Source organism: Pseudaminobacter salicylatoxidans (genome assembly GCF_003148475.1).
In the GTDB taxonomy this organism is placed as follows: domain Bacteria; phylum Pseudomonadota; class Alphaproteobacteria; order Rhizobiales; family Rhizobiaceae; genus Pseudaminobacter; species Pseudaminobacter salicylatoxidans.
Window position 1 is genome coordinate 34,429 of the sequence record NZ_QGGG01000002.1, and the last position, 19,853, is coordinate 54,281.

Genomic DNA, 19,853 nt, shown 5'->3' on the forward strand with positions numbered 1-19,853 from the left:
TCCGAGGAATTGCGTCGCACCTTAATTAAACGCCGTAACTGGCTGATAAGAATGGAGATTTCACATGGCTAAGAGTAAATTTGAGCGCACCAAGCCGCATGTGAACATTGGCACGATTGGTCACGTTGACCATGGCAAGACGTCGCTGACGGCTGCGATCACGAAGTTTTTCGGCGATTTCCGCGCCTATGACCAGATTGACGCTGCGCCTGAGGAGAAGGCTCGCGGCATCACGATCTCGACCTCGCATGTTGAGTACGAGACGGAGAACCGCCACTACGCCCACGTCGACTGCCCCGGCCACGCCGACTATGTGAAGAACATGATCACGGGTGCTGCGCAGATGGACGGCGCGATCCTGGTGGTTTCGGCCGCCGACGGCCCGATGCCGCAGACGCGCGAGCACATCCTTCTGGCCCGTCAGGTCGGCGTTCCGTCGATCGTGGTGTTCCTGAACAAGTGCGACCAGGTCGACGATCCGGAGCTTCTGGAGCTGGTCGAGCTGGAAGTGCGCGAGCTTCTGTCGAAGAACGAGTTCCCCGGCGACGACATTCCGATCGTCAAGGGTTCGGCGCTTGCGGCGCTGGAGGATTCGTCGAAGGAGCTGGGCGAAGACGCCATCCGCGCGCTGATGGCTGCGGTTGACAGCTACATCCCGACGCCGGAGCGTCCGGTCGACCAGCCGTTCCTGATGCCGATCGAAGACGTGTTCTCGATCTCGGGCCGCGGCACGGTGGTGACGGGTCGCGTCGAGCGCGGCATCGTCAAGGTCGGCGAGGAACTCGAGATCGTCGGCATCCGCCCGACGACGAAGACGACCTGCACGGGCGTGGAAATGTTCCGCAAGCTGCTCGACCAGGGCCAGGCCGGCGACAACATCGGCGCGCTGCTGCGCGGCGTCGACCGTGAGGGCGTTGAGCGCGGCCAGGTGCTGTGCAAGCCGGGTTCGGTCAAGCCGCACACCAAGTTCAAGGCCGAGGCCTACATCCTGACGAAGGAAGAGGGTGGCCGTCACACGCCGTTCTTCACCAACTACCGTCCGCAGTTCTACTTCCGCACGACCGACGTGACGGGGATCGTGAAGCTGCAGGAAGGCACCGAGATGGTGATGCCGGGCGACAACGTGACCATCGACGTCGAGCTGATCGTGCCGATCGCCATGGAAGAGAAGCTGCGCTTCGCCATCCGCGAAGGCGGCCGTACCGTCGGCGCCGGCGTCGTCGTGAGCATCACCGAGTAATTAGAATTAACCGATCTGTCGCGGGCGCGGAGAGACGCCCGCGCCGCGCCAGAACAAGGAAATGACGATGAACGGACAGAATATCCGCATCCGCCTCAAAGCGTTCGATCACCGTGTGCTCGATGCTTCGACGCGCGAGATTGTGTCGACGGCCAAGCGCACCGGCGCCAATGTTCGTGGCCCCATTCCGCTGCCGACGCGGATTGAGAAATTCACTGTCAACCGCTCGCCGCACGTCGACAAGAAGAGCCGCGAGCAGTTTGAGATGCGCACCCACAAGCGACTGCTTGATATCGTGGATCCGACCCCGCAGACGGTCGACGCTTTGATGAAGCTCGATCTGGCCGCCGGTGTCGACGTCGAGATCAAGCTCTAAGGCGAGTGAAAAGAGGCGTGGAGGGGCGAGAGCCCCGACAGGGAACTCTGAAAAGGAAATTGAACCGATGCGTTCAGGTGTTATCGCACAGAAGTTGGGCATGACCCGCGTCTATAACGACGCCGGCGAGCATGTGCCCGTTACGGTTCTCCGCATGGAGAACTGCCAGGTCGTGGCGCAGCGCACGAAGGAAAAGAACGGCTACACCGCTGTTCAGCTCGGCGTTGGTCTGGCCAAGGTCAAGAACACGTCGAAGGCCATGCGCGGTCATTTCGCCGCTGCCTCCGTCGAGCCGAAGGCCAAGCTTGCCGAGTTCCGCGTGTCGGACGAAAACATGCTCGACATCGGCGTCGAGATCACCGTCGACCACTTCGTCGCCGGCCAGAAGGTCGACGTGACGGGCACCTCGACCGGTAAGGGCTTCCAGGGTGTCATGAAGCGCCACAATTTCGGTGGCGGTCGTGCAACCCACGGTAACTCGCTGTCGCACCGCGTTCACGGTTCGACCGGCCAGCGCCAGGACCCCGGCAAGGTGTTCAAGGGCAAAAAGATGGCCGGTCACATGGGCGCCACCCGCGTCACCACGCAGAATGTCGAGGTCGTTTCCACCGACGCCGATCGTGGCCTGATCCTGATCCGCGGTGCCGTTCCGGGCACCAAGGGCGCCTGGATCCTGGTTCGCGACGCTGTCAAGGAAGCGCTTCCCGAGAACGCTCCGAAGCCGGCCGGCATGCGTGCCGCGCAGAAGAATGAAGCTTCGGCCAAGGAAGGAGCCGAATAATGGATCTCAAGATTTCGACGCTTGGCGGCGACGACGCCGGCAAGGTGAAACTCTCCGAGGAGATTTTCGGCCTTGATCCCCGCGAGGACATTCTGCAGCGCGTCGTGCGCTGGCAGCTTGCCAAGAAGCAGCAGGGCACTCACAAGATCAAGGGCCGCGCGGAGATCGCCCGCACCGGCGCCAAGATGTACAAGCAGAAGGGTACGGGCCGCGCCCGTCACTCCTCGGCACGTGCGCCGCAGTTCCGCGGCGGTGGCAAGGCCCATGGCCCGGTTGTTCGCAGCCATGAGCACGACCTGCCCAAGAAGGTTCGCGCCCTCGGCCTGAAGCACGCCCTGTCGGCCAAGGCCAAGGCTTCCAACCTGATCATCGTCGATGATCTGGCGCTTGCCGAAGCCAAGACCAAGGCGCTGGTTGCCAACTTCGCCAAGCTCGGCCTGACCAACGCGCTGGTGATCGGCGGTGCGGAGCTTGACGTGAACTTCAAGCGCGCTGCGGCCAACATCCCGAACATCGATGTTCTGCCGATCCAGGGCATCAACGTCTATGACATTCTGCGCCGCGGCACGCTGGTCCTTTCCAAGGCCGCCGTCGAGGCCCTCGAGGAGCGCTTCAAATGACGGATCTTCGCCACTATGACGTGATCGTCAGCCCGGTGATCACGGAAAAGTCGACCATGGCTTCGGAAGCGAACCAGGTTGTCTTCAACGTCGCTCGCAAGGCGACGAAGCCGGAAATCAAGGCCGCGATCGAAGCGCTGTTCAGCGTCAAGGTCACGGCGGTCAACACGCTGGTCCGCAAGGGCAAGGTGAAGCGCTTCCGTGGCACGATTGGCCAGCAGAGCGATGTCAAGAAGGCGGTAGTGACGCTGGCCGACGGCCAGTCGATCGACGTCGCGACGGGTCTCTGAGCTAGGCCGCGAGGACAGGACAATGGCACTTAAGAAATACAAGCCGGTAACCCCCGGCACACGTCAGCTGGTCATCGTCGACCGCTCGGGCCTCTACAAGGGCAAGCCGGTGAAGGGCCTGACCGAAGGTCTGAGCAAGTCGGGCGGCCGCAACAACTACGGTCGCATCACCGCCCGTTTCATCGGTGGTGGCCACAAGCGTTCGTACCGCATCATCGACTTCAAGCGTCGCAAGCTTGATGTCACCGGCACGGTCGAGCGTCTGGAATACGATCCGAACCGCACCGCCTTCATCGCCCTGGTGAAGTACGAGGACGGCGAGCTCAGCTACATCCTGGCTCCGCAGCGCCTGCAGGCCGGCGACAAGGTCGTCGCCAGCGAGAGCGCCGACGTGAAGCCGGGCAACGCGATGCCGCTGTCGGCCATGCCGGTCGGCACGATCGTGCACAACATCGAGCTGAAGCCCGGCAAAGGCGGCCAGGTCGCCCGTTCGGCTGGTGCTTACGCCCAGCTCGTCGGCCGCGACCAGGGCATGGCGATCCTGCGCCTGAACTCGGGCGAACAGCGCATCGTTCACGGTTCCTGCTTCGCCACCATCGGCGCGGTGTCCAACCCCGAACACGCCAACATCAACGATGGCAAGGCCGGTCGCACCACCTGGCGCGGCAAGCGCCCGCACAATCGCGGCGTGACCATGAACCCGGTCGACCACCCGCACGGTGGTGGTGAAGGCCGCACCTCGGGTGGCCGTCATCCGGTTACCCCGTGGGGCAAGCCGACCAAGGGCAAGAGGACGCGGTCCAACAAGGCGACCGATAAGTTCATCGTTCGCTCGCGCCATCAGCGCAAGAGCTAAAGAGAGGTAGTCTGACGTGACCCGTTCAGTTTGGAAAGGCCCGTTCGTCGACGGCTTTCTGCTCAAGAAAGCCGAGAAGGTGCGTGAAGGTGGCCGCAGCGAAGTGATCAAGACGTGGAGCCGTCGCTCCACCGTTCTGCCGCAGTTCGTCGGTCTCACCTTTGGCGTCTACAACGGCCAGAAGCATATCCCGGTCTCCGTGTCCGAAGACATGGTTGGCCACAAATTCGGTGAATTCGCTCCGACGCGGACCTACTACGGTCACGGCGCGGACAAGAAGGCGAAGAGGAAGTAACAATGGGCAAGGCCAAAGCTCCGCGCAGGCTTGCTGACAACGAGGCGCGCGCCGTACTGCGCACGATCCGCGTCAGCCCGCAGAAGCTGAACCTGGTTGCCGCGCTGATCCGTGGCAAGAAGGTCGGTACCGCGCTGTCGGATCTGGAATTTTCGCGCAAGCGCATCGCCGGCACGGTCAAGAAGACGCTCGAATCGGCTATTGCGAACGCCGAAAACAATCACGACCTGGATGTCGATGCCCTCGTGGTGGCTGAGGCCTATGTCGGCAAGTCGATCGTCATGAAGCGTTTCCACGCCCGTGGCCGCGGTCGCGCCAGCCGTATCGAAAAGCCGTTTTCGCATCTCACGATCGTCGTTCGTGAAGTTGAAGAGAAAGGGGAGGCCGCCTGATGGGTCAGAAAATCAATCCGATCGGTCTGCGCCTCGGCATCAACCGCACCTGGGATTCGCGCTGGTACGCGAACACCGGCGAGTATGGCAAGCTGCTGCACGAAGACCTGAAGATCCGCAAGTACATCGAGAAGGAGCTGAAGCAGGCTGCCATCTCGAAGGTGGTGATCGAGCGTCCGCACAAGAAGTGCCGCATCACGATCCATGCTGCCCGTCCCGGCCTGATCATCGGCAAGAAGGGCGCTGACATCGAGAAGCTGCGCAAGAAGCTGACCGAGATGACCAATGCGGAAACGCACCTCAACATCGTCGAGGTCCGCAAGCCCGAGACCGATGCCACGCTGATCGCGCAGTCGATCGCCCAGCAGCTCGAGCGCCGCATCGCTTTCCGTCGCGCCATGAAGCGCGCGGTTCAGTCGGCCATGCGTCTCGGCGCCGAAGGCATCCGCATCAATTGCGGCGGTCGTCTGGGCGGTGCGGAAATCGCGCGTATGGAATGGTACCGCGAAGGTCGCGTGCCGCTGCACACGCTGCGCGCCGATGTCGATTACGGCACGGCCGAAGCGCAGACCGCCTACGGCATTTGCGGCGTGAAGGTCTGGGTGTTCAAGGGCGAGATCCTTGAGCACGATCCGATGGCCTCGGAACGCCGTGCGACGGAAGGCGATCATCAGCCGGCTGGCGAGCGCGGTCCTCGTCGTCGTGAGAACGCCTGAGAAGCATAGAATTTTGGAGTAAGAACGATGCTGCAGCCAAAGCGCACAAAGTTCCGGAAGCAGTTCAAGGGCCGTATCCACGGAGCCGCCAAGGGCGGTACAAACCTGGATTTTGGTGGCTTTGGCCTGAAGGCGCTGGAGCCGAACCGGGTTACCGCCCGCGAGATCGAGGCGGCCCGCCGCGCGATCACGCGTGAAATGAAGCGTCAGGGTCGCGTGTGGATCCGTATTTTCCCGGACGTCCCGGTCACCTCGAAGCCGACCGAAGTCCGTATGGGTAAGGGCAAGGGTTCGGTTGACTACTGGGCCTGCCGCGTTAAGCCGGGCCGTGTGATGTTCGAGATCGACGGCGTTCCGGAAGATGTGGCTCGCGAGGCCCTTCGCCTGGGTGCCGCCAAGCTCTCGGTGAAGACGCGCTTCGTGCAGCGCATCGCTGAATAAGGAAGGTGACGAGTCATGAAAGCCGCAGAAATCCGGTCTAAGACCGTCGACCAGCTTAACGACGACCTGGCCTCTCTGAAGAAGGAGCAGTTCAATCTGCGCTTCCAGAAGGCAACCGGTCAGCTCGAGAAGACAGCCCGCGTGAAGCAGGTCCGCAAGGACATCGCGCGCATCAAGACCATCGCCGCCGAGAAATCGGCCGGCAAGAAGGCTTAAGGACGAAGAACATGCCAAAGCGCATTCTGCAGGGCACCGTCGTCAGCGACAAGAACGACAAGACCGTTGTCGTGAAGGTCGAGCGTCGCTTCACGCATCCGGTGATGAAGAAGGTCGTGCGTATGTCGAAGAAGTACAAGGCGCACGACGAGAACAACGCCCACAAGGTTGGCGATCAGGTGTTCATCCAGGAATCGGCTCCGATTTCCAAGGACAAGCGCTGGGTCGTAATTACCGACGCCCAGGCGTCGCAGTAACGAAATTTTTGGACAAGCCGGGTAGGGCGCTGCAGCCACTACCCATGAATAAAGAAGGCGGCCAGTCATGATTCAGATGCAAACAAACCTCGACGTCGCGGACAATTCCGGCGCCCGTCGTGTCATGTGCATCAAGGTGCTGGGCGGCTCGAAGCGGAAGTACGCCTCCGTTGGCGACATCATCGTGGTGTCGATCAAGGAAGCCATTCCGCGCGGCCGCGTTAAGAAGGGCGATGTGATGAAGGCGGTCGTGGTTCGCACGGCCAAGGACATCCGCCGCCCGGACGGCAGCGTGATCCGTTTCGACAAGAACGCAGCCGTTCTCGTCGACAATAAGAAAGAGCCGATCGGCACCCGTATCTTCGGACCGGTTCCGCGTGAGCTTCGCGCCAAGAACCACATGAAGATCATCTCGCTCGCGCCAGAAGTGCTGTAAGGAGCCGGAAAAATGCAGAAGATTCGCAAAGGCGACAACGTTGTCGTCCTGGCCGGCAAGGACAAGGGCCGCTCGGGCGAAGTGCTCCGGGTTATGCCCAAGGACGACAAGGCCATCGTGCGCGGCGTGAACATGGTTCGCCGTCACCAGAAACAGACCCAGTCCCAAGAGGGCGGGATCATCAGCAAGGAAGCGCCGATCCATTTGTCGAACCTCGCGCTGACCGACCCCAAGGACGGCAAGCCGACCCGCGTCGGTTTCCGCACCCAGGAGGACGGCACCAAGGTGCGGTTCGCGAAGCGCTCGGGAGAAGTGATCAATGGCTAAGGCAGAATATCAGCCCCGTCTGCGCAAGGTCTATGACGAGACCATCCGCAAGGCGATGCTCGAGCAGTTCAAGTACGACAACGAGATGCAGATTCCGCGCATCGAGAAGATCGTTCTGAACATGGGCGTCGGCGAAGCCACCGCCGATTCCAAGAAGCCGTCGGTTGCTGCTGCTGACCTGGCGATGATCGCCGGCCAGAAGCCGGTCATCACTTATGCGCGCAATTCGATCGCCGGCTTCAAGGTCCGCGAGAAGATGCCGCTGGGTGCGAAGGTCACGCTGCGCAAGGAACGCATGTACGAGTTCCTCGACCGCCTGATCACGATCGCGCTGCCGCGCGTTCGCGACTTCCGTGGCCTGAACCCCAAAAGCTTCGATGGCCGCGGCAACTTCGCCATGGGCATCAAGGAGCACATCGTGTTCCCCGAGATCAACTACGACAAGGTCGACCAGATCTGGGGCATGGACATCATCGTTTGTACGACTGCCAAGACGGACGACGAGGCCAGGGCACTGCTCAAGGCCTTCAACTTCCCCTTCCGGCAGTAACGGCAGCGAGAAAAGGATTTATCTGAAATGGCAAAGACCAGCTCAGTTGAGAAGAACAACAGGCGCCGCAAGCTTGTGGACCAGTACGCTGCCAAGCGTCAGGCACTCAAGGCGATCGTCATGGACAAGAGCCTCCCGATCGAAGAGCGTTTCCGCGCTCAGTTGAAGCTCTCGGCCCTGCCGCGCAACTCGGCGAAGATTCGTATCCGCAATCGTTGCGAAGTTACCGGCCGTCCGCGCGCCTATTATCGCAAACTGAAGATGTCGCGCATTGCACTGCGCGAACTCGGCTCGCTGGGCGCAGTGCCCGGTCTGGTCAAGTCGAGCTGGTAAGGAGCACACGATATGTCTCTTAGTGATCCTCTCGGCGATATGCTGACCCGCATCCGCAACGCTTACGGCCGCAAGAAGACCAAGGTCTCCACGCCGGCCTCGCGTCTGCGTGCCCGCGTTCTGGACGTGCTGAAGGCGGAAGGCTATATCCGTGACTACAGCCAGGTCGATTTCGGTAACGGCAAGTCGGAACTCGAGATCGAGCTGAAGTATTTCGACGGCGCTCCGGTCATCCGCGAGATTTCGCGTGTGTCGAAGCCTGGCCGCCGCGTCTACGTGTCGGTCAAGTCGATCCCGCATGTGGCCAATGGCCTCGGCATCGCAATCCTCTCGACGCCCAAGGGCGTCATGGCGGACCATGAAGCGCGCGAACAGAACGTCGGCGGGGAAATCCTCTGCCAGGTATTCTGATCGGGCGGTTATAACAGAAAGAACGAGGACAAGAACATGTCTCGTATTGGTAAGAAGCCCGTGCAGGTGCCTGCTGGCGTGACCGCGACCGTCAATGGTCAGACCGTCACGGCCAAGGGTCCGAAGGGCGAACTCCAGTTCGTGGTCAACGACGAGGTGCTCGTGGCGCTCGAGAACGGCGAGATCGCCGTTCAGCCGCGCGACCAATCGAAGGAAGCGCGCTCGAAGTGGGGCATGTCGCGGACCCAGATTTCCAACATCCTCACCGGTGTGAAGGATGGCTTCGAGAAGCGTCTCGAGATCAACGGCGTCGGTTATCGTGCCGCTCTGCAGGGCAAGAACCTGCAGCTCGCGCTCGGCTTCAGCCACGACGTGGTCTATCAGGCGCCGGAAGGCATCACCCTCACTGTGCCGAAGCCGACCGAAATCGTCGTGTCGGGCATCGACAAGCAGGTGGTCGGTCAGGTCGCCGCGGAAATCCGCAAGTACCGTGGCCCCGAGCCCTACAAGGGCAAGGGCGTCAAGTATGCCGGCGAGACGATCGTCCGCAAAGAAGGCAAGAAGAAGTAAGCCGCGGTGCTCGGTCGCGGGAGGCGGTTTTCGCCTACCGCACATGGCCGTGCCCGTTTCAGAAGGCAAGGAAAAGACATTATGGCTTCCAAGGAATCCACCCAGCGCCGCGCCGCGCGCGTCCGTCGTCAGATCAAGAAGGTCTCCGGCGACCGCCTGCGTCTTTCGGTTCATCGCTCGTCGAAGCACATCTATGCCCAGCTCATCGATGATTCGAAGGGGCATACCGTTGCCGCTGCTTCGACCCTCGAAAAGGACCTCAAGGATTTGAAGACCGGTGCCGATACGGCTGCCGCTGCCGCCGTTGGCAAACTGGTTGCCGAGCGCGCGCTCAAGGCAGGCGTCAAGGAAGTGGTCTTCGATCGTGGAGCCTACATCTACCACGGCCGCGTGAAGGCTCTGGCCGAGGCTGCTCGCGAAGCCGGCCTCAGCTTCTAAGATACTGGTCGGGACGAGGCGCGTGGCGCCTCGTCGCACGATCGCTAGTTGAAATTAGTCCGGCGACGATATAGACGCCGGATTTCAAGTTTTAACCACCGTGCTTCCGGAAAAGAATAAGGATCAGGAAAATGGCACAAGAACGTAGGGATGGCGGTCGTGATCGCCGTGACCGGGAAGAGCGCGAAAGCGAGTTCGTCGATAAGCTCGTTCATATCAATCGCGTCGCCAAGGTCGTCAAGGGTGGCCGCCGCTTCGGCTTCGCCGCGCTCGTCGTCGTCGGCGACCAGAAGGGCCGCGTCGGCTTCGGTCATGGCAAGGCGCGTGAAGTGCCGGAAGCCATCCGCAAGGCTACCGAAGCTGCCAAGCGCGACATGATTTTCGTGCCGCTGCGTTCGGGTCGCACTCTGCATCACGACGTGGAAGGCCGTCACGGCGCTGGCCGCGTGCTGCTGCGTACGGCAAAGGCCGGTACCGGTATCATCGCCGGTGGCCCGATGCGCGCCGTGTTCGAGACCCTCGGCATGCAGGACGTCGTCGCCAAGTCGATGGGTTCGTCGAACCCCTACAACATGGTGCGCGCCACCTTCGACGCGCTGCAGCGCCAGTTGCACCCGAAGGACGTCGCTGCCCAGCGCGGCATCAAGTACTCGGCCCTTCAGGCTCGTCGCGGCGCCGCCGTCGCGACCGACGAATAAGTCGGACGGGAAGGAACACGACCATGGCAAAGAATGCTACCAAGACGATCACGGTCGAGCAGATCGGCAGCCCGATCCGCCGCCCGCAGGAACAGCGCGCGACGCTCATTGGCCTCGGCCTCAACAAGATGCATCGTCGCCGTACGCTTGAAGACACCCCGGCTGTGCGCGGCATGATTGCTGCCGTGTCGCACCTCGTCCGCGTTGTGGACGAGAAGTGAGCCGCAGCGCAGGAGAAGAACGATGAAACTCAACGAACTGCGTGACAACGAAGGCGCGACCCACTCCAGGAAGCGCGTCGGCCGTGGCATCGGCTCCGGCTCGGGCAAGACCGGCGGTCGCGGCGTCAAGGGCCAGAAGTCCCGCTCGGGCGTCTCGATCAACGGCTTCGAGGGCGGCCAGATGCCGCTCTATCGTCGCCTGCCGAAGCGTGGCTTCAACAACATCTTCGCGAAGGATTTCGTGACGGTGTCGCTGGGCCGCATCCAGGCTGCGATCGATGCCAAGAAGCTCGACGCCAAGGAAACGGTGACGGCTGAAGTGCTCGTCAAGGCCGGCGTGATTCGCCGCGCCAAGGACGGCGTTCGCCTGCTGAGCGACGGTGAGCTGAAGGCCAAGGTTGCCTTCGACATCGCCGGCGCCTCCAAGGCGGCGCTGGAGAAGGTGGAAAAGGCCGGCGGCTCGGTGAAGCTGCCAGAGGCAAAGGCGTCCGCCGAATAATATCCCGGATCAGGCGGCCGCTCCTTCGGGCGGCCGCTTGCATCTTTACCGCCCGAAGCCTATTTCGAGGCTTCGTCGACACGTGCCCGCCTCGTGCGGGCTTTCGAACGTGACCAAGCGGAGAATTTTGCATGGCTTCGGCTGCTGAGCAACTTGCATCCAACCTGAATTTCGCAGCCTTCGCCAAGGCCGAGGATCTCAAGAAGAGAATCTGGTTTACCCTCGGCGCGCTGCTCGTTTACCGGCTCGGCACCTATATTCCGCTTCCTGGTATCAATCCGGAGGCTTTTGCGCAGGCCTTCACCCAACAGGCGGGCGGCGTTCTGGGCATGTTCAACATGTTCGCCGGCGGCGCTGTCGGGCGCATGGCGATTTTTGCCCTCGGCATCATGCCGTACATTTCCGCCTCCATCATCATGCAGCTCATGACGTCGGTTATCCCGTCGCTTGAAGCGCTGAAAAAGGAAGGCGAGCAGGGCCGCAAGATCATCAACCAGTATACGCGTTACGGCACGGTGCTTCTCGCGCTCGTCCAGGCCTATGGCATTTCTGTCGGGCTTGAGAGCGGAAATGGCATCGTCACCGATCCGGGCTGGTTCTTCCGTGCCTCCACGGTCATCACGTTGGTCGGCGGGACCATGTTCCTGATGTGGCTGGGCGAGCAGATCACCGCACGCGGCATCGGCAACGGCATCTCGCTCATCATCTTTGCCGGCATTGTGGCCGGCCTCCCGTCGGCTATCGGCGGCACTCTGGAACTGGGCCGTACCGGCGCGCTTTCCACCGGGCTGATCGTCGGCATCATCGTGCTGGCCATCGTGGTTATCGCCGCGATCGTGTTCTTCGAGCGCGCCCAGCGGCGTCTCCTGATCCAGTATCCGAAGCGCCAGGTCGGCAACCGCATGTTCCAGGGTGACACGTCGCACCTGCCGCTCAAGCTCAACACGTCGGGCGTCATTCCGCCGATCTTCGCCTCGTCGCTGCTGCTGCTGCCGGCAACGGTCGCCGGTTTTTCCAACACGCAGTCGATGCCGGGCTGGGCAAGCAGCATTCTGACCGCGCTCGGCCATGGCCAGCCGCTCTATATGCTGTTCTATGCCGCGATGATCGTGTTCTTCACGTTCTTCTACACTGCGATCGTCTTCAATCCGAAGGAGACGGCCGATCAGCTCAAGAAGCATTCCGGCTTCATTCCGGGCTACCGGCCGGGTGAGCGCACCGCTGAATATATTGACTATGTTTTGACCCGCATCACGGTTGTTGGCGCGATCTATCTTGTCGTCGTCTGCCTCCTGCCTGAATTTCTGATTTCGGCGACGGGCGTTCCGTTCTACCTCGGTGGTACGTCGCTGCTCATCGTCGTCAGCGTGACGCTTGACACGGTTGCGCAGATTCAGGGACATCTGATTGCCCACCAGTATGAGGGGCTTATCAAGAAGTCGAAGCTCCGCGGGGGGAAGAGGGGAAGATGAGACTGATACTGCTTGGGCCGCCGGGCGCGGGGAAGGGCACGCAGGCACAGCGTCTGGTTGAACGTCACGGCATTCCGCAGCTTTCCACCGGCGACATGCTTCGCGCCGCCGTCAAGGCCGGAACCGAGGTTGGCAAGCGCGCCAAGGCGGTGATGGATGCGGGGCAACTCGTTTCCGACGAGATCGTCAACCAGATCGTGTCGGAGCGCGTCGACGAGCCGGATTGCCGCAACGGTTTCATTCTCGACGGCTATCCGCGCACCGTGCCCCAGGCCGAAGCCCTGACGGGCATCCTGGCCGGCAAGGGACAGAGGCTCGATGCGGTGATCGAGCTGAAGGTCGACGAATCGGCCCTGCTGAAGCGCATGGAGAAGCGGGTGGCCGAGACCATCGCCGCCGGCGGTCAGGTCCGTGCCGACGACAATCCGGAATCGTTCAAGAAGCGGCTGGACGAATATCGCGAGAAGACCGCGCCGCTTTCGGCTTATTATGCCGGAACGGGCGAGTTGAAGACCATCGACGGCATGGCCGACATGGATGTCGTGACGGCCGAGATCGAAAACGTTCTCGCAGAGGCTGCCCGCGTCAAGTAACGTGGGCGGTTGACGGATTTGTTCTTGTGGATTATAGCGGCGCGTCTCCCAGTCAGACGCGAGCTATGCTGTCCCATGAGGGCAAGTCAGTCGCATTGAACAAGGAACACCCGCAGGGGCCGGCCTCCACCGGACGCGGGCAAACGCAGCCGCCGGCGAAATGCCGGCCTTACATGGAGAAGAAGATGGCCCGTATAGCTGGCGTCAATATCCCGACCAACAAGCGCGTTGTCATTGCGCTTCAGTATATCCACGGCATCGGCCCGAAGTTCTCTTCCGAGATCGTCGAGAAGGTGGGTATCCCGGCCGAACGCCGCGTCAATCAGCTTACCGACGCTGAAGTTCTCGCGATCCGCGAGACCATCGACCGCGACTATCAGGTCGAAGGCGATCTGCGTCGCGAAGTTTCGATGAACATCAAGCGTCTGATGGACCTCGGCTGCTACCGCGGCCTGCGTCATCGCCGCTCGCTGCCGGTTCGCGGCCAGCGCACGCACACCAATGCGCGCACCCGCAAGGGCCCGGCCAAGGCAATCGCCGGCAAGAAGAAGTAATTGGGTGAATGGTTCGTGGTGAATAGTGAATGGCAGGCCGGCCCAGCGCCTTGTTCCTTCCATTCACCGTTTTACCAGTCACCATTCACTTCAAGGTGTAGCCGCTGGCATTACGGCGGCGTAGAGATCATTTGAAAGGACTGAAATGGCCAAGGAAGCCGCACGTATTCGCCGTCGCGAACGTAAGAATATTTCGTCGGGCGTCGCCCACGTCAATTCCACCTTCAACAACACCATGATCACCATCACCGATGCGCAGGGCAACACCATTGCCTGGTCGTCGGCTGGCGCTCAGGGCTTCAAGGGTTCGCGCAAGTCGACCCCGTTCGCTGCCCAGATGGCGGCTGAAGACGCTGGCAAGAAGGCGCAGGAACACGGAATGCGCACCCTCGAGGTCGAGGTTTGCGGCCCCGGTTCGGGTCGTGAATCGGCGCTGCGCGCCCTGCAGGCCGGCGGGTTCACCATCACGTCGATCCGCGACGTGACGCCGATCCCGCACAATGGCTGCCGCCCGCGCAAGAAGCGCCGCGTCTAACCAGTTATTTTGCTGCCGCATGGGCGTAATTCCACGTTCATGCGGTTTTTCCAGATCGCCTGTCACGATTGGATGGTGCAGGGAACCGGAAGGAAGATAAGATGATCCAGAAAAACTGGCAGGAACTGATCAAGCCCAACAAGATCGAGTTCTCGTCCAAGGGTAAGACGCTGACCACACTGGTCGCCGAGCCGCTTGAGCGTGGCTTTGGCCTGACGCTCGGCAACGCGCTGCGTCGCGTGCTGCTTTCTTCGCTGCGCGGCGCGGCTGTCACCGCCGTGCAGATCGATGGCGTCCTGCATGAATTCTCCTCGATTGGCGGTGTGCGCGAAGACGTCACCGACATCGTGCTGAACATCAAGGAAATCGCCATCCGCATGGAAGGCGACGGTCCCAAGCGCATGGTCGTTCGCAAGCAGGGCCCTGGCGCCGTGCTGGCCGGCGACATCCAGACGGTGGGTGATGTCGAGATCCTCAACCCCGACCACGTGATCTGCACGCTGGACGAAGGTGCGGAAATCCGCATGGAATTCACCGTCGATACCGGCAAGGGCTATGTCCCGGCCGACCGCAACCGCGCCGAAGACGCGCCGATCGGCCTGATCCCGGTCGACAGCCTGTATTCGCCGGTCAAGAAAGTGTCCTACAAGGTCGAGAACACCCGCCACGGCGAGGAACTCGACAAGGACAAGCTGACCATGACCATCGAGACCAATGGCTCGGTGTCGGGCGAGGACGCCGTCGCTTTTGCGGCGCGCATCCTGCAGGATCAGCTCGGCCTCTTCGTCAACTTCGAAGAGCCGCAGAAGGAAGCTGCCGCAGAGCAGGTCACCGAGCTGGCGTTCAACCCGGCGCTGCTCAAGAAGGTTGACGAGCTCGAGCTTTCGGTGCGTTCGGCCAACTGCCTGAAGAACGACAACATCGTCTATATCGGCGACCTGATCCAGAAGACCGAGGCGGAGATGCTGCGCACTCCCAACTTCGGCCGCAAGTCGCTGAATGAGATCAAGAAAGTTCTGGCCGCGATGGGTCTCCATCTTGGCATGGAAGTGGCCGATTGGCCGCCCGAGAACATCGAAGATCTCGCCAAGCGTTACGAAGACCAGTATTGAGCCTGATCCTGCTCCGAGGCTTGAAAAGGTTTCGGAGCGGGCCATGCTCCCAAGAAATCGAGGCGAAGGCCTCTTGAACGAAAATTGAAGGAGTAAGCCATGCGCCACGGATTCGCCGGCCGCCGGCTGGGCCGCAGTTCCAGCCACCGCAAGGCAATGTTTGCCAATCTGGCCGTCTCGCTGATCGAGCACGAGCAGATCACCACCACCCTGCCGAAGGCGAAGGACCTGCGTCCGATCGTCGAGAAGCTCGTCACGCTGGGCAAGCGCGGCGATCTGCACGCTCGCCGTCAGGTCATCGCCCAGATCGGCAACGAGTCGGTCGTCAAGCGCCTGTTCGACACTATCGCGCCGCGCTACGCCACCCGCAACGGCGGCTATCTGCGCATCATGAAGGCGGGCTACCGTCACGGCGACAACGCCCCAATGGCCGTGATCGAGTTCGTCGAGCGCGACACTGCCGCCAAGGGTGCTGGCGACCACGCCCGCACGGCGGCTGAAGAGGCCAGCGCGGAAACCGAAGCTGCCTGATCGGTTTCGTTTCCAACGAATTGCGGAAGGGGGCCTCGCGGCCCCTTTTTGCATTTTGCGGCCTGGCGCGTGATCCCGAACCGGAGGACCGCCAACGAAAACCGGTTCCCGGTTTTCGGAATAGGATCATGCTCAAACTCTGATCCGGCCGATCCGCCGAAAGCAGCCGCGACGGAAGCCGTCAGGCGTCTTTGTCCGGCCGCCACGCCGCAATTTAACCCTTACAGCCTTTCATTTTGCACAATCGTCGTGACAATGACGCGCGCTCGTATTGGAGGATTCGCATGGTTGCGAAAAAGCTGTCCGTTGTTCTGACCGCCATCTGGTTCGCGGCCGTGCCGTTGTGGGCCGCACCCGGCTGGGCCGAGGACGCGCAGCCTCCCGTCAAAACCACGGATGAGCCCGCTCCTCAGGAGGATCGCGGCCTCAAGGAGGTATTGTCGGACCTGCTGGGCAAGGGGCAACAGCCGCTTCCGCCGCCGGCGCCGCAGGGACGGCGCCTGCCGCTCGGCAATGCCGAGCTTCAGCTTTCTTTCGCGCCGCTGGTGAAGGACACCGCGCCCGCCGTGGTGAACGTCTATGCCTCGCAGCAGGTGCAGGTGCGCTCTCCTTTCGCGGGCGATCCTTTCTTCGAGCAGTTCTTCGGCAGGCAGTTCGGCGGCCAGACGCAGCAGCGTATCCAGTCCTCGCTCGGCTCTGGCGTGCTGGTCGATCCCAGCGGCATCGTCGTCACCAACTACCATGTCATCCGCGATGCCGACGAGGTGAAGGTCGCGACCTCTGATGGCCGCGAATACCCTTCCAGGGTTTTGCTGAAAGACGATTCGCTCGATCTCGCCGTGTTGAAGATCGACGGCGACAAGCCGTTCCCGGTGGTGCCGGTGGGCGATTCCGACGCGCTTGAAGTGGGCGATCTGGTGCTGGCGATCGGCAATCCCTTCGGTGTCGGCCAGACCACCACCAGCGGCATCGTGTCGGCATTGGCGCGCAGCCATATCGGCGTGTCGGATTTCGGTTTCTTCATCCAGACGGATGCAGCCATCAATCCGGGTAATTCCGGCGGCGCGCTCATCAACATGACCGGTCAGTTGGTCGGCATCAACACGGCCATCTTCAGCCGCAGCGGCGGCTCCATTGGCATCGGCTTCGCAATCCCGGCGAACATGGTTCGCGCCGTGGTGGACTCGGCCAAGCAGGGCAGGGACTATTTCGAGCGGCCCTTCATCGGCGCCACATTCGAGACCGTCACGCCTGCAATCGCAGAGTCGCTCGGCATGCAGCAGCCATTGGGCGCGCTTGTTTCGGCGGTCGCTCCCGACGGTCCGGCGGCCAGGGCCGGTCTCAAGCCCGGCGATGTAGTGCTGGCGCTGAACGGCATAGCCATCGAGCATGTGGATGCGCTCGGCTATCGGCTGGCCACCTTGTCGATCAACACCAAGGCGGTGCTCAAGGTGCTCAGCCAGGGAGCGGAGAAGCAGGTGGAATTCACCCCCATTCGCCCACCGGCAGGCGCCTCTCCGGCCGAGATCATCATAGATGGCGAAAGCCCGTTTGCAGGCGCCAAGGTTGCGGCCCTCTCGCCCCGCCTCGCGCAAAGGCTGGGCTTGCCCTCCGAGCTGAAGGGTGTGACCATCGTTGACATCAAGCGGGGCTCCGCTGCCGGAAGATTCGGGTTCCTGCCCCGCGACATCGTGCGCGAAGTGAATGGTGAAAAGATCGACACGCCTGAAAAGCTCAACAAGGTTGCCGCGCAGAAGACACGCTGGTGGCGCTTTACGGTAGAGCGCAACGGGCAGTTGATCCGCCAGATGCTGCGCTATTGAGGTCTTGAAACGCCATGGCCGATCTGTTCGGGGCTGCTGAGCCGGAAAAGGCGCCTCCGGGACGTCCCCTGGCCGACCGTCTGCGTCCGGCCAATCTTGCCGAGGTTGTCGGCCAGGAGCATCTGACCGGCGAGGACGGCGCGCTGACGCGTATGATCCGCTCGGGTTCGCTTGGTTCGATGATCTTCTGGGGGCCGCCAGGCACCGGTAAGACGACTGTCGCCAGGCTTCTGGCCGGAGAGACGGGGCTTTCCTTCGAACAGATTTCGGCGATCTTTTCAGGCGTCGCCGATCTGAAGAAAGTGTTCGAGACTGCCCGCCTGCGCCGCGCCAATGGCCGCCAGACCTTGCTGTTCGTGGACGAAATCCATCGTTTCAACCGCGCCCAGCTCGATTCCTTCCTGCCGGTGATGGAGGATGGGACGGTTATCCTTGTTGGCGCAACGACCGAAAACCCGTCCTTCGAGTTGAATGCGGCTCTGCTGTCGCGGGCGCGGGTGCTGGTGTTCCACGCGCTCGATGAAGAAAGCATCGCCAGGCTGCTTGCGCGCGCCGAGGAGGCCGAGGGCAAGCCGTTGCCGCTCGATGAAAACGCACGCCTGATGCTGGTGCGCATGGCCGATGGCGATGGCCGCGCCTCGCTGACGCTTGCCGAAGAGGTTTGGCGCGCCGCCGGACCGGGAGAGGTCTTCGATGCCGAAGGACTGCTGCGGATCGTGCAGCGCCGCGCTCCAATCTACGACAAGGGTCAGGACGGCCATTACAATCTGATTTCGGCGCTCCACAAGTCGGTCCGGGGCTCCGACCCCGATGCCGCGCTCTACTATTTGTCGCGGATGTTCGATGCCGGCGAGGATCCGCTCTATATAGGCCGCCGGCTGGTGCGCATGGCGGTGGAAGACATCGGCCTTGCCGATCCGCAGGCGCTGGTGATCGCCAATGCGGCCAAGGATGCATACGACTATCTGGGCTCGCCCGAGGGCGAACTCGCCTTTGCTCAGGCTTGCGTCTATCTCGCCACCGCACCGAAGTCGAACGCCGTCTATACCGCCTTCAAGAGCGCCATGCGCGCCGCCAGGGAGCATGGATCGCTGCTGCCGCCACGCCATATACTCAACGCCCCGACCAGGCTGATGAAGGAAGAAGGCTATGGCGAGGGCTACGAGTATGACCACGACGCGCCGGGAGCTTTCTCCGGGCAGGACTATTTCCCGGAGAAGATGGGGCGGCGCACCTTCTACGATCCGCCCGAACGCGGCTTTGAACGCGAAATCCGGAAGCGGCTCGACTACTGGTCGAAATTGCGCAGCGAAAAGACGCGTGAAAAATAGTGAGCCGCAAGGGTGGCCGTGACCGCTGGAATGCTGGCATTCAGGCTTCAAATTGCGTAAACAGGGCGAACATTCGCCACATCGGTATCCCCATGGACAAGAAGTCTCGCAAGACCATCCGCAAGATCGCCATCGCGGTGGTCGTTCTGGCGGTGGCGCTCTATGTCATCCCGTTCGTCACGCTGTTCTTCATTGCCTGCGGGCTGATCGACGTGCTGCGCAACGATCGCAAGAATACGCAACTCTTCCGGCTTTATTTCACCGGAAACGGCATGTTCACCTGGCTGTTGTCACCCTTCAACCTGTTCGTTGACCTGCTGTCCTACAAGAATTGGGGCGTGTGGAAGCTGGAGCAGTTTCCCGACGACTATCGCCGTGAGGTTGACGAGGTGCTTGACGTGTTCAAGACCCGGCAGGCCGAGATCATCGCCGACATCGATGCGAATTTCGAAAGCGGCCGGCGCGGCATGTATGTCTATCAGTGGTACGGCAAGCAGCACATTGACAACGTTCCGGAGTTCAACCGGAAGTTCAAATATATCCGCACCATAGCGGTGTCGGTGTTCAGCGGGCGGGAATCGACCTCTTACCATTTCGGCCCGCTGCGGCTGACGTTGCGCGTGCTCTACAATCTGCGCCCGGCCAGAACCGATCAGATCTTCATCGAGTGCGGCGACGTCAAGCAGTTCTGGTACGAGAACCCGCTGTTCATCTTCGACGATACGCTGCTGCACCGCTCGGTCAACGAGCATGACGGCCGCCGCTATTGCGTGTTCATGGACATCATCCGGCCGTCTCCGGTGCCGGCTTTCCTGTCCATGCTGCTGGCGGGCATCTCGATCAGCGTCGATCGCATGAAGGCCATGTTCTACAAGAACTGGAAGATGATCGGCACGCGCGATCCGAAATCAGCGCCCGTCAAATAGGGAAAATGGGCGT

Annotated in this window: 31 protein-coding genes; all 31 read left to right on the forward strand. The window is 61.7% G+C overall.

The window, feature by feature from the left end:
• The first annotated feature begins 64 nt into the window (after positions 1–64).
• The 31 genes from tuf to C7441_RS02905 all read left to right on the forward strand — a co-directional run bounded on the left by tuf (position 65) and on the right by C7441_RS02905 (position 19,840).
• On the forward strand, positions 65–1,240 hold the full coding sequence (tuf, locus tag C7441_RS02755; RefSeq protein ID WP_109611637.1) for an elongation factor Tu: 1,176 nt from the start codon (positions 65–67) through the stop codon (positions 1,238–1,240).
• A 67-nt stretch (positions 1,241–1,307) separates the two neighbouring features.
• Positions 1,308–1,616, forward strand: a complete 309-nt coding sequence (rpsJ, locus tag C7441_RS02760; RefSeq protein ID WP_006205468.1) for a 30S ribosomal protein S10 — start codon at positions 1,308–1,310, stop codon at positions 1,614–1,616.
• Between the two features lie 67 nt (positions 1,617–1,683).
• Complete coding sequence (gene rplC / locus C7441_RS02765) at positions 1,684–2,397, forward strand: 50S ribosomal protein L3 (RefSeq protein ID WP_019171227.1); 714 nt, start codon at positions 1,684–1,686, stop codon at positions 2,395–2,397.
• A complete protein-coding gene (gene rplD, locus C7441_RS02770) occupies positions 2,397–3,017 on the forward strand; it encodes a 50S ribosomal protein L4 (protein ID WP_019171226.1) in 621 nt (206 codons plus the stop codon). Before rplC ends, rplD begins: the two co-directional genes overlap by 1 nt.
• On the forward strand, positions 3,014–3,307 hold the full coding sequence (locus C7441_RS02775) for a 50S ribosomal protein L23 (protein ID WP_019171225.1): 294 nt from the start codon (positions 3,014–3,016) through the stop codon (positions 3,305–3,307). Before rplD ends, C7441_RS02775 begins: the two co-directional genes overlap by 4 nt.
• Before the next feature lie 22 nt (positions 3,308–3,329).
• Positions 3,330–4,163, forward strand: a complete 834-nt coding sequence (gene rplB, locus C7441_RS02780; protein ID WP_019171224.1) for a 50S ribosomal protein L2 — start codon at positions 3,330–3,332, stop codon at positions 4,161–4,163.
• A gap of 16 nt (positions 4,164–4,179) precedes the next feature.
• Positions 4,180–4,458: a 30S ribosomal protein S19 gene (gene rpsS, locus C7441_RS02785; protein WP_019171223.1), complete on the forward strand. Its 279-nt coding sequence runs from the start codon at positions 4,180–4,182 to the stop codon at positions 4,456–4,458.
• Between the two features lie 2 nt (positions 4,459–4,460).
• Positions 4,461–4,850, forward strand: a complete 390-nt coding sequence (rplV, locus tag C7441_RS02790; protein ID WP_019171222.1) for a 50S ribosomal protein L22 — start codon at positions 4,461–4,463, stop codon at positions 4,848–4,850.
• Positions 4,850–5,566, forward strand: a complete 717-nt coding sequence (rpsC, locus tag C7441_RS02795; protein ID WP_019171221.1) for a 30S ribosomal protein S3 — start codon at positions 4,850–4,852, stop codon at positions 5,564–5,566. The genes rplV and rpsC overlap by 1 nt, the downstream gene beginning before the upstream one ends.
• A gap of 27 nt (positions 5,567–5,593) precedes the next feature.
• Positions 5,594–6,007 (forward strand): 50S ribosomal protein L16, encoded by a 414-nt coding sequence (gene rplP, locus C7441_RS02800; RefSeq protein WP_019171220.1) that lies wholly within the window; start codon positions 5,594–5,596, stop codon positions 6,005–6,007.
• A 15-nt stretch (positions 6,008–6,022) separates the two neighbouring features.
• A complete protein-coding gene (rpmC, locus tag C7441_RS02805; protein ID WP_019171219.1) occupies positions 6,023–6,223 on the forward strand; it encodes a 50S ribosomal protein L29 in 201 nt (66 codons plus the stop codon).
• An 11-nt stretch (positions 6,224–6,234) separates the two neighbouring features.
• Positions 6,235–6,480 carry a 30S ribosomal protein S17 gene (rpsQ, locus tag C7441_RS02810; protein WP_019171218.1) on the forward strand — a complete coding sequence of 82 codons (246 nt, stop codon included), beginning with the start codon at positions 6,235–6,237 and terminating at the stop codon, positions 6,478–6,480.
• Positions 6,481–6,547: 67 nt separating this feature from the next.
• A complete protein-coding gene (rplN, locus tag C7441_RS02815) occupies positions 6,548–6,916 on the forward strand; it encodes a 50S ribosomal protein L14 (RefSeq protein ID WP_006205457.1) in 369 nt (122 codons plus the stop codon).
• A gap of 12 nt (positions 6,917–6,928) precedes the next feature.
• Positions 6,929–7,243 carry a 50S ribosomal protein L24 gene (gene rplX, locus C7441_RS02820; protein ID WP_019171217.1) on the forward strand — a complete coding sequence of 105 codons (315 nt, stop codon included), beginning with the start codon at positions 6,929–6,931 and terminating at the stop codon, positions 7,241–7,243.
• A complete protein-coding gene (rplE, locus tag C7441_RS02825; protein ID WP_019171216.1) occupies positions 7,236–7,793 on the forward strand; it encodes a 50S ribosomal protein L5 in 558 nt (185 codons plus the stop codon). Before rplX ends, rplE begins: the two co-directional genes overlap by 8 nt.
• Before the next feature lie 27 nt (positions 7,794–7,820).
• Positions 7,821–8,126: a 30S ribosomal protein S14 gene (gene rpsN / locus C7441_RS02830; RefSeq protein ID WP_019171215.1), complete on the forward strand. Its 306-nt coding sequence runs from the start codon at positions 7,821–7,823 to the stop codon at positions 8,124–8,126.
• A gap of 12 nt (positions 8,127–8,138) precedes the next feature.
• Positions 8,139–8,537 (forward strand): 30S ribosomal protein S8, encoded by a 399-nt coding sequence (gene rpsH, locus C7441_RS02835; protein ID WP_019171214.1) that lies wholly within the window; start codon positions 8,139–8,141, stop codon positions 8,535–8,537.
• Between the two features lie 36 nt (positions 8,538–8,573).
• Positions 8,574–9,107: a 50S ribosomal protein L6 gene (gene rplF / locus C7441_RS02840; RefSeq protein WP_109611643.1), complete on the forward strand. Its 534-nt coding sequence runs from the start codon at positions 8,574–8,576 to the stop codon at positions 9,105–9,107.
• Between the two features lie 81 nt (positions 9,108–9,188).
• Positions 9,189–9,545, forward strand: a complete 357-nt coding sequence (gene rplR / locus C7441_RS02845; protein WP_019171212.1) for a 50S ribosomal protein L18 — start codon at positions 9,189–9,191, stop codon at positions 9,543–9,545.
• 131 nt (positions 9,546–9,676) lie between these two features.
• Positions 9,677–10,243 (forward strand): 30S ribosomal protein S5, encoded by a 567-nt coding sequence (gene rpsE, locus C7441_RS02850; RefSeq protein WP_019171211.1) that lies wholly within the window; start codon positions 9,677–9,679, stop codon positions 10,241–10,243.
• A 23-nt stretch (positions 10,244–10,266) separates the two neighbouring features.
• On the forward strand, positions 10,267–10,464 hold the full coding sequence (gene rpmD / locus C7441_RS02855; RefSeq protein WP_019171210.1) for a 50S ribosomal protein L30: 198 nt from the start codon (positions 10,267–10,269) through the stop codon (positions 10,462–10,464).
• 22 nt (positions 10,465–10,486) lie between these two features.
• Positions 10,487–10,963: a 50S ribosomal protein L15 gene (rplO, locus tag C7441_RS02860; protein ID WP_109611644.1), complete on the forward strand. Its 477-nt coding sequence runs from the start codon at positions 10,487–10,489 to the stop codon at positions 10,961–10,963.
• A 131-nt stretch (positions 10,964–11,094) separates the two neighbouring features.
• On the forward strand, positions 11,095–12,435 hold the full coding sequence (gene secY, locus C7441_RS02865) for a preprotein translocase subunit SecY (protein WP_019171208.1): 1,341 nt from the start codon (positions 11,095–11,097) through the stop codon (positions 12,433–12,435).
• Positions 12,432–13,028: an adenylate kinase gene (locus tag C7441_RS02870; RefSeq protein WP_109611645.1), complete on the forward strand. Its 597-nt coding sequence runs from the start codon at positions 12,432–12,434 to the stop codon at positions 13,026–13,028. The genes secY and C7441_RS02870 overlap by 4 nt, the downstream gene beginning before the upstream one ends.
• 185 nt (positions 13,029–13,213) lie before the next feature.
• Positions 13,214–13,582, forward strand: coding sequence for a 30S ribosomal protein S13 (gene rpsM / locus C7441_RS02875; protein WP_109611901.1), 369 nt, complete (start codon positions 13,214–13,216; stop codon positions 13,580–13,582).
• Positions 13,583–13,727: 145 nt separating this feature from the next.
• On the forward strand, positions 13,728–14,117 hold the full coding sequence (gene rpsK, locus C7441_RS02880; RefSeq protein ID WP_019171204.1) for a 30S ribosomal protein S11: 390 nt from the start codon (positions 13,728–13,730) through the stop codon (positions 14,115–14,117).
• Between the two features lie 101 nt (positions 14,118–14,218).
• A complete protein-coding gene (locus tag C7441_RS02885; protein ID WP_109611646.1) occupies positions 14,219–15,229 on the forward strand; it encodes a DNA-directed RNA polymerase subunit alpha in 1,011 nt (336 codons plus the stop codon).
• Between the two features lie 99 nt (positions 15,230–15,328).
• Complete coding sequence (rplQ, locus tag C7441_RS02890; protein WP_019171202.1) at positions 15,329–15,760, forward strand: 50S ribosomal protein L17; 432 nt, start codon at positions 15,329–15,331, stop codon at positions 15,758–15,760.
• A gap of 284 nt (positions 15,761–16,044) precedes the next feature.
• A complete protein-coding gene (locus C7441_RS02895) occupies positions 16,045–17,583 on the forward strand; it encodes a DegQ family serine endoprotease (protein ID WP_109611647.1) in 1,539 nt (512 codons plus the stop codon).
• Positions 17,584–17,597: 14 nt separating this feature from the next.
• Positions 17,598–18,914, forward strand: a complete 1,317-nt coding sequence (locus tag C7441_RS02900) for a replication-associated recombination protein A (RefSeq protein WP_109611648.1) — start codon at positions 17,598–17,600, stop codon at positions 18,912–18,914.
• A gap of 92 nt (positions 18,915–19,006) precedes the next feature.
• Positions 19,007–19,840 carry an aspartyl/asparaginyl beta-hydroxylase domain-containing protein gene (locus C7441_RS02905; RefSeq protein ID WP_109611649.1) on the forward strand — a complete coding sequence of 278 codons (834 nt, stop codon included), beginning with the start codon at positions 19,007–19,009 and terminating at the stop codon, positions 19,838–19,840.
• Positions 19,841–19,853 lie beyond the last annotated feature (13 nt).